The organism is Lacticaseibacillus saniviri JCM 17471 = DSM 24301, assembly GCF_001311785.1.
GTDB classification, from domain to species: Bacteria; Bacillota; Bacilli; order Lactobacillales; family Lactobacillaceae; genus Lacticaseibacillus; species Lacticaseibacillus saniviri.
The window spans coordinates 1-7,179 of record NZ_BBBX01000037.1 but is presented as its reverse complement, the minus strand read 5'-3'; the positions used below and the strand labels follow the sequence as shown (position 1 = coordinate 7,179).

Genomic DNA, 7,179 nt, shown 5'->3' with positions numbered 1-7,179 from the left:
GTGACAACTTAATCATCATATCATTCAGACATTTGATTGTCAACAAGAAGTTTTTTGTTTTTCAACAAATCGTTTATTTGTAAAAGACAACTTAACCACTATAGCAAGATATCTTTTACTTGTCAAACACTTTTTGTTTAACGTCTTATTGCGACGCGACAACTTTAATACCTTACCAAGGCGATCAAGCAAAGTCAAACACTTTCTGAAAAATAATTCGCAAACTCGTCGCCATTCTTGTTCATGCGACCACTAGAAACAGCGCCACACAAGCGTGTGGCGCTGTTTTCAATCGATGAAATCTATTTTAAAATTTACCCCCGTTGGCCATTACGATTGTACGCCCACAACTGCGTCAACAATCCTGCCAGTCCAATCAACATCACACTCAACCCCGCATAACCCACATGTTGCTGGCCTAAAATCACCATCGTCATAAAGAGAATGAATAAAACAATATTGATCACAATCTTCATTGTGGCTCACGCTCCCATCGAATTTCATCTGGTTCCAGTTCAACTACAGTGTGCTTACCGTTCAGGAATAGCTCACTATTTTGCTTATCGTGCGTATTATTGAGAACCGCGTAGAGGCCCTTGCCCGGATAGACATGCACTTCCACATTTGGATTCGTCGCATAGTTTTGCATCAAGATGGACTCCTTGTGGGCGGCATAGTGCATCGCCCGCAACAACAACCGTGCATTATCCAATGTATACGGCAATCCGGCAATGTATACCCCGCGACCGGCACCGTAATCCTTGACCGTCATCCGCAGTTGCTCGCGGCCATACCGCAGATACTGGGCATCCGCCACCGCAATCAGGTTAGGGGTCCCGGTCCCGAAATCGAGCGTCAGGTCTTTGGTGATCCACGCAATGTTTTCACCCATCGGCTGATCCCAATAGCGATCTGTCGATAATGAAAAAGCGAGCTCCTGATCGACCCCCAACACATCCGCCAATTGGAATCGACGGCCCTGATACGGTTGTGCTGTTGCAGTCGGTTCGCCGATACCGATAAAGCCATGACCTGCTGCCACCCACTGACGAATCAATGTCACCAGGCGTGGCTCCTGCCAGATATCACCACCGGAAAATGCGGTGCCGACCGAGCCGACGTTAATCATGACATCGACATCCGCGGGAATCCCGGTTGCCAAAATATCATTAAAGCTGAGGAACATCACATCAACCGGCTGACCGGCGAGTGCTTCCAGTACCCCCTCATAGGAGTATGTTTGCTCGTAGCGTTTCCCATGAGCCACAATAAATGACTGCCAGCTGCGCAACTTGCCCCAGCCATTCAGGACTGCCACCTTGAGACTACTATAAGGAATCGTGTCCGCAATTTTATCTGAGATATCCCGAAACTCATCGGTCACATGAGCGACATAATCAACAAAGTGCGGGAATTGCGCCGCCAGTTTCAGGTAGCCACCATAGCCAATGCGATCCAAAGGCTTGCGCATCAGTGCGCGCCGAGCCGTTAACCAGTTTGCTCTAGCTTCAATAACCGGATCGTTCCCCGGGCGAAACACATCCGGGAAAAAGTAAGGTAAGAACCGACCCTCGGTGTACTTCACTCCGGGAATGTCAGCAATCAACCGCAACGTCATGCCACTCCCCACTGAACCGACCACGGCATCCAATCCGATTTCCTTAAAGTATGGGCCATAGGGCTCTGCCCCAATCCAGTTATCACCCAAAAACATCATCGCTTCTTTATCCGCGCTGTGGACCATGGCGACCAAATTTTGGCTTGGTCGGTCACAAACCGTTGCACGAAATCGATGTAGTCGAGATAGCGCTGGGTTGGTGGGCGGAAGGTTGAGTTATAGAAGCCCGCATCCACGAAATCTTCCGGGCGCAAGCGATAGCCCTTAATCTGTTCAAAGGCCTTGAGCGCAGCCACAGAGACGGTACCCCCATACCCCAACCAATCGACAAATTTCTCTCGGGCGTGTTGGTCAAACACCAGCGTGAAGTGATAGAAGAATGTGGTAAAGCGCACCACATCGATTTCTGGATTGGCCTTCAGCCATTGCTTGAGATAACTCTGAATGAAGTCACGGGCGGCAGGGTCGCGCACATCAAATGGAATATCGTGCGGTTTGTCGCCCCAGTTATTGGTGAGGTGATTATACATCTCGGTGGGATCCCACAACATGTCAGCCAAAAAGCTCACGGTATACTCGTGAAACGGAATCGCCGCACTGAGCTGCACGCTTTGACTCGCTTCATCCACCGTCCAATCAGCCGGCTTCACCACCATGCCCGTTGTGCGATCGATCACTTCCCAGTAAGTCTTGGGATTATCGCGCCAATTGGGTTGAATCTGTTGGTCGTAGTACCCAGCCATCAGTCCAATCGTCAGCGTTGGCGTGTAAGCCACCACTCGTTCAGACATCAGATACAGCTGTTGGACCGCCGCTGGATGACTCGCCGCAAACTCGTTGTGGCCTCGTGCCACAAAGTAGGTACTATAAAATTCATACTCAGCGTCTTGAGCTCTGGATCCAACTTGGTGCCGTCCGAATCACGAATGGCATCCGCACCCCATTTGTCGATCAAGGTCTTGGTGGCGTCAAAAAGTCCTGGTCACTCGGAATCGTCACTTGTCCCTTACGCACATCACTCACCCCTTCACCCCACCAACGGTCATGCCTTTGGTGAGTTGTTTTTGAACCAAGATATAAAGAATCAATGTCGGCAACATGACAATGACTAAGCCGGCATAGAGCTGACCGTAATTTTGTGCCGACTTCTGGGCCGCACTCAGATTGAGCAAGCCCACGGGCAAGGTCTTGTTCTCACCCGGAATCAGGGTCAACGCCATGATATATTCATTCCAGAATGATAAGAAGTTAAACAGGATGACGGTGATGATCGATGGCCGTGCCATGGGGGCCATCACCTTGATGAAGGTCTTCAGGTAGCCGGCACCATCGATATACGCGGCCTCTTCAAAACTCGCCGGCAGCGTCCGGAAGTAGTTGGCCAAGAGATAAATGGTGAAGGGCAGCGCGGTCGCGGCATAAATCAGCGCCAGCATCCACAAGTTGTTTAAGAAGAAGGTCTGCCCCATCACCTGTTGTAAGAACTGATCGCCACCTAACAGCATTAAGAAAATCGGCACGACGATATAGTTGGCATTGATGAATAAGCCAATCATAAAGTATGCGTTCCAAAACCGCTGGCCGACAAATCGGAAGCGGGCCAAGACATAGCTCGCCGGTAAGGCAATCACAATCAGTAACAGGAGGGCAACAACGGTGACAAAGACCGAGTTCCCCAGATAACGGCCCATGCCGGCTGTCGTCCACGCCGACACGAAGTTGCTCCACTCAAAGTGTTTGGGCAGTGTCCATGGATTGCCATAGAACTCAGCGTTACTTTTCACACTGGCCATGAACACCCATGCAATGGGTACGACAATCACAATGGCCAGCAGAATCAATACCAGATAGACGAATAGTTTGTACCAGCGTTGGGCTTTTTTCTGACTGGTTTTTTCTTGTTCGACATTCATACGACTTCCCCCTTTATCCGGTCACACCGCTGACTAGAACTCATAGGTGTCACGCTTGGTAATCGCCTGCAAGATGGCTGACAGCGCAAACGAGAAGACAAACACGACAACCCCGATGGCCATCCCGTACCCATAGGCACTATTGGTGTTGGCTTGTTTATACATATAGCTCAAGAAGACTTCGGTTGAGCCATTCGGGCCGCCACCGGTCAACGCGGTCACCAACAGGAAACTCAGATTGATGGTACTGATGACAAAGAAGGTCAATGTGGTACGGATCGTGCTCCAAGTCAGCGGAATTGTAATCGTGAAGAACTGCTTGAGTGCACCCGCGCCATCCAGTGAGGAGCTCTCATACAGGTCCTCTGGGATGCTCGCCATACTCGACATGTACATCACCATGTAATACCCGATCGCCTGCCAGATTAAGGTGATCGCCAGTGAGAAAATGACTAGTTTTTCATTGCCGAGCCACTGCACCCCCGCCCACGTCTTGGGCTCAAACAGGCGCAAGAAGCTGTTTAACAAGCCTTGGCTCGGATCATAAATAGCGGAGAACATCGCAGAAATGACGACAATTGATAAGATGTTAGGAATATAGAAGATGACCCGAAAGAAGTTCACACCAAAGAATTTGACCCGAGTCAAGATGGCCGCAAAAACCAAGGCAAATGCCAACGTCACCACGGTCACCAGAACAATTAACAGAATCGTATTTTGGAACGAGCGAATGAAATTCATATCCTTCGCCAAGATCATAAAATTGTCTAAGCCCACAAACTGTTTATCTGGACTATAGCCACCCCACTTATAGAGTGACATTTGAAATACCGAGATTACTGGGTAGATCATGAAGATCGCCATCAAGATGATGGCTGGAGACAAACATGCCACAATAAATAGTGTACGTGATCGATTTTTGCCCGCCATAATCTGTCCACTCCTTTCTACCAACACAAAGGGCCGAGACGTGTATGCCTCGGCCCTAATCCATCTACGACACTTTCAGTCGCTCAATTAACGCAGCTTGTCCGCTGCCTTGACGACATCTGTTTGCCAGCTCTTGACTGACTTCGTGTTATTCGTCACGGAGGTCATTTCACCAAACAGGGTATCTGTCCAGTTAACCCCTTCAACGGCCTTAGCATTCTTGAAGCCACCAACCAGTACCTTGGCACCATTGTTATAAACATCGTAGAAGCCCTTTTGTTCCTTGGTGAGCTGACTATCGATTGTCTTAATCGGTTGTACAGCGCCGCCCTTCAGGAAGTCTTTGGCTGCCTTGTCGGAATACATGAAGGCAACAAACTTCTTTGCCAATGCCTTATTCTTAGCTGCCTTTGGTACCCAGATCTGTTCGAAGTAGGTGTAGGCATATTGATCATTCGCCTTGACGCCTGGTAATGCCGCAAAGCCCCATTCAAAGCCCTTAGACCGCGGTGCATCCTTCATTTCATCGACAACCCATGTCCCATTTGGCATGAAGAGTGCCTTATTATCCAGAATCAGCTGTTGGTTCTTCTTGTAGTTTTCGTTATTCGCGTTCGCTACGGTTGTGTTCGCGGTTTGCTTGAGCAGTTGACCAACAGAATCGAAGTACTTGGTCCCGTCAGTGCCAGCCCATGCATCGTGATCATAAGCCATGGCCTTATTGAAGTAATCCTTACCGCCGATATCAGCAAGTAACGCATAACTCAGACTGTCCATATACCCCGTGTTGGGTAGGTGAAGAGTGAAATATTCTTGGCCTTGGCTTTTTGACCCAGTGCCAACATCTCATCCCAAGTCTTTGGCACGGTCCAGCCATTGTCCTTGAGTAATGTCTTGTTGTAGAACAAGCCGGTTGGTGCATAGAACATTGGCATCATATAAGTCTTGCCATCACCATAAGGTTCAGTTGCCAGCGTGCCATCAAACCCAGGACGCAAGACATCTTTGACAGTTTGACTCTCCCCAGGAATCTTCATGTTCATCACGCTGGAGAGGTCTTCCATGTTCTTACCCTTGATCATGGTTTCCGTTAAGCCGTCGGGCCGACCCGTGGCCAGATGCACAACATCCGGATAATCATTGGCCTTCATCTGTGGACTGATGACGGATTCCAATTTCTTATCGATGGTCAATTGCACTTTGACGCCAGGGTTTGCAGATTCAAAGTCCTTGGCGACCTTCTTCCAAACATCTGCGCCATAGCCACCTTCAAGTGCTGCTACCTTGAGCGTTTTATCATTACTGCTGTTGCTTGAACCCTTGCTCGAACCACACGCCGCGAGGATCAGTCCCACAGACATCGTGGCCAGCACCGTGAATATCAATCGCTTTTTCATTTGAACTTCCCCCTTTTTGATTAGTTAAAGCATAAATCAATGTAAGCGGTTAAAATATCAAGAAGTTGCGTGCTTTTTTAGATATATTGCAGAATTAATGGTTCACACGCTATCCCTAAAAATCAACGATGCAGTCGCCGGTACTGAGATGGGGATAAGTGCACCTTGGCCCGGAACAATTGATTGAAGTACGATTGCGAATCAAAGCCGGTGATCATCGCGACTTGGCCGATGGCATAGTCCGTGTTTTCGAGCAGCTCCTGACTCGCCGCCAGCCTGAGATGGATCACATAACTCATCGGCGTGTCATTGAACGCGTGTTTGAAGACATGGATGATGTAGAACTTGTCAAAATGCAGCGCGCTAGCCACCTGATCCAGGTTCAGATGCTCCTTGAAGTGATTATCGAGGTAGTTTTTGACCAGTTGCCCATCCCGCGGCACTCGATCAACCGGACTAATCAGATGAATCTTGTTCGCCCGTATAAATAACCGCACAATCACACTGGCTAATTGCTGATTGATGCGGTCACTGCCTTGCAACTGACGACTGGCTTCCTGCAGCATTAATTTGAGTAGCGGTAAAATTTCACCCGCCGTATCGGTAAAGTGATAAAAATTCTCGACCATCAATTCATCTTTTGCTAACCGAATGTTGTCCAAACCCAGCACGATATAATGCAATGGCCGATCTGTTGACGAGGTTTCAGTGTGACGCACGTACGGATTCACCACAATGACTGAGTGTGGCTTGAGCACCTCACTGTGTGCCTCAAATTGCATCCGGCCATCACCCCCAATCACATACAGGAGTTCTGTAAAATAATGGGAGTGCATTGTGCTATGCCAATCCGCAGCCTGGTACTCGGACTGACGCACATACAACAACGACACATTGTCCGCCGATAAGTTGTTACTCACGAGTGCCATTCTATTCCTCCTCAGTCGTGCTATTTGAAGTGTAACGCGAAACTTATTCAATCACCATATAAACCGTTTACATTTAATTGTAATAAAAAACGCCCCAGTACTATCTGGATTCAGATAATTCTGCGGCGATTTATTTTGTTCGCCCATCATGCCGGCCCACCCAGCGCGTGGCGAGATAGACCGCGATGCCGATCATCCCCGCTTGAATGAGCCAATTAATATTGAGCCGCATCACAAGTACGGCCGTAATCCCGCTCACCGCACCGATTAATAGCGCCTGCTGCTGTTTACTGTGCCCCATAATCAAGTTTACGCCTATCCTTTTACCACAAGTATTACCTGCTCTTTGCGGCTTGTCCAGTATTCACCACTAGCATTCGATTTTAAGGCAC

At 48.8% G+C, this 7,179-nt stretch carries 7 protein-coding genes and 2 pseudogenes; all 9 read right to left on the bottom strand.

Going from position 1 to position 7,179, the window contains the following annotated elements:
* Positions 1 to 314: 314 nt before the first annotated feature.
* Entirely contained in the window at positions 315 to 476 is a 162-nt protein-coding gene (locus JCM17471_RS14595; protein WP_173578945.1) for a DUF6903 family protein, read from the bottom strand.
* Complete coding sequence (locus JCM17471_RS15600) at positions 473 to 649, bottom strand: 1,3-beta-galactosyl-N-acetylhexosamine phosphorylase C-terminal domain-containing protein (RefSeq protein WP_225354307.1); 177 nt, start codon at positions 647 to 649, stop codon at positions 473 to 475. The genes JCM17471_RS14595 and JCM17471_RS15600 overlap by 4 nt, the downstream gene beginning before the upstream one ends.
* Positions 650 to 670: 21 nt before the next feature.
* Positions 671 to 2,573, bottom strand: a pseudogene (gene gnpA / locus JCM17471_RS12740) (1,3-beta-galactosyl-N-acetylhexosamine phosphorylase); the annotation flags it as partial.
* A 64-nt stretch (positions 2,574 to 2,637) separates the two neighbouring features.
* The gene (locus JCM17471_RS12735) at positions 2,638 to 3,531 is read right to left on the bottom strand and encodes a carbohydrate ABC transporter permease (protein ID WP_054778133.1); all 894 of its coding nucleotides are present in this window, start codon (positions 3,529 to 3,531) and stop codon (positions 2,638 to 2,640) included.
* A 33-nt stretch (positions 3,532 to 3,564) separates the two neighbouring features.
* Positions 3,565 to 4,461 (bottom strand): carbohydrate ABC transporter permease, encoded by an 897-nt coding sequence (locus JCM17471_RS12730; protein ID WP_054778132.1) that lies wholly within the window; start codon positions 4,459 to 4,461, stop codon positions 3,565 to 3,567.
* An 87-nt stretch (positions 4,462 to 4,548) separates the two neighbouring features.
* Positions 4,549 to 5,241 (bottom strand): annotated as a pseudogene (locus tag JCM17471_RS16155) (carbohydrate ABC transporter substrate-binding protein); the annotation flags it as partial.
* Complete coding sequence (locus tag JCM17471_RS16150) at positions 5,226 to 5,822, bottom strand: extracellular solute-binding protein (protein WP_305068984.1); 597 nt, start codon at positions 5,820 to 5,822, stop codon at positions 5,226 to 5,228. The gene JCM17471_RS16150 and the pseudogene JCM17471_RS16155, both read right to left, overlap by 16 nt.
* Before the next feature lie 158 nt (positions 5,823 to 5,980).
* Positions 5,981 to 6,787, bottom strand: coding sequence for a helix-turn-helix transcriptional regulator (locus tag JCM17471_RS12720; RefSeq protein WP_054778131.1), 807 nt, complete (start codon positions 6,785 to 6,787; stop codon positions 5,981 to 5,983).
* Between the two features lie 130 nt (positions 6,788 to 6,917).
* On the bottom strand, positions 6,918 to 7,088 hold the full coding sequence (locus JCM17471_RS14300) for a hypothetical protein (RefSeq protein WP_156321720.1): 171 nt from the start codon (positions 7,086 to 7,088) through the stop codon (positions 6,918 to 6,920).
* Positions 7,089 to 7,179 lie beyond the last annotated feature (91 nt).

Coding starts and splice junctions, on each gene's coding strand:
- JCM17471_RS12720 (WP_054778131.1), bottom strand. CDS start 6,787: ATGGCACTCGTGAGTAACAACTTATCGGCGGACAATGTGTCGTTGTTG.
- JCM17471_RS15600 (WP_225354307.1), bottom strand. CDS start 649: ATGCAAAACTATGCGACGAATCCAAATGTGGAAGTGCATGTCTATCCG.
- JCM17471_RS14595 (WP_173578945.1), bottom strand. CDS start 476: ATGAAGATTGTGATCAATATTGTTTTATTCATTCTCTTTATGACGATG.
- JCM17471_RS12735 (WP_054778133.1), bottom strand. CDS start 3,531: ATGAATGTCGAACAAGAAAAAACCAGTCAGAAAAAAGCCCAACGCTGG.
- JCM17471_RS14300 (WP_156321720.1), bottom strand. CDS start 7,088: ATGGGGCACAGTAAACAGCAGCAGGCGCTATTAATCGGTGCGGTGAGC.
- JCM17471_RS16150 (WP_305068984.1), bottom strand. CDS start 5,822: ATGTCTGTGGGACTGATCCTCGCGGCGTGTGGTTCGAGCAAGGGTTCA.
- JCM17471_RS12730 (WP_054778132.1), bottom strand. CDS start 4,461: ATGGCGGGCAAAAATCGATCACGTACACTATTTATTGTGGCATGTTTG.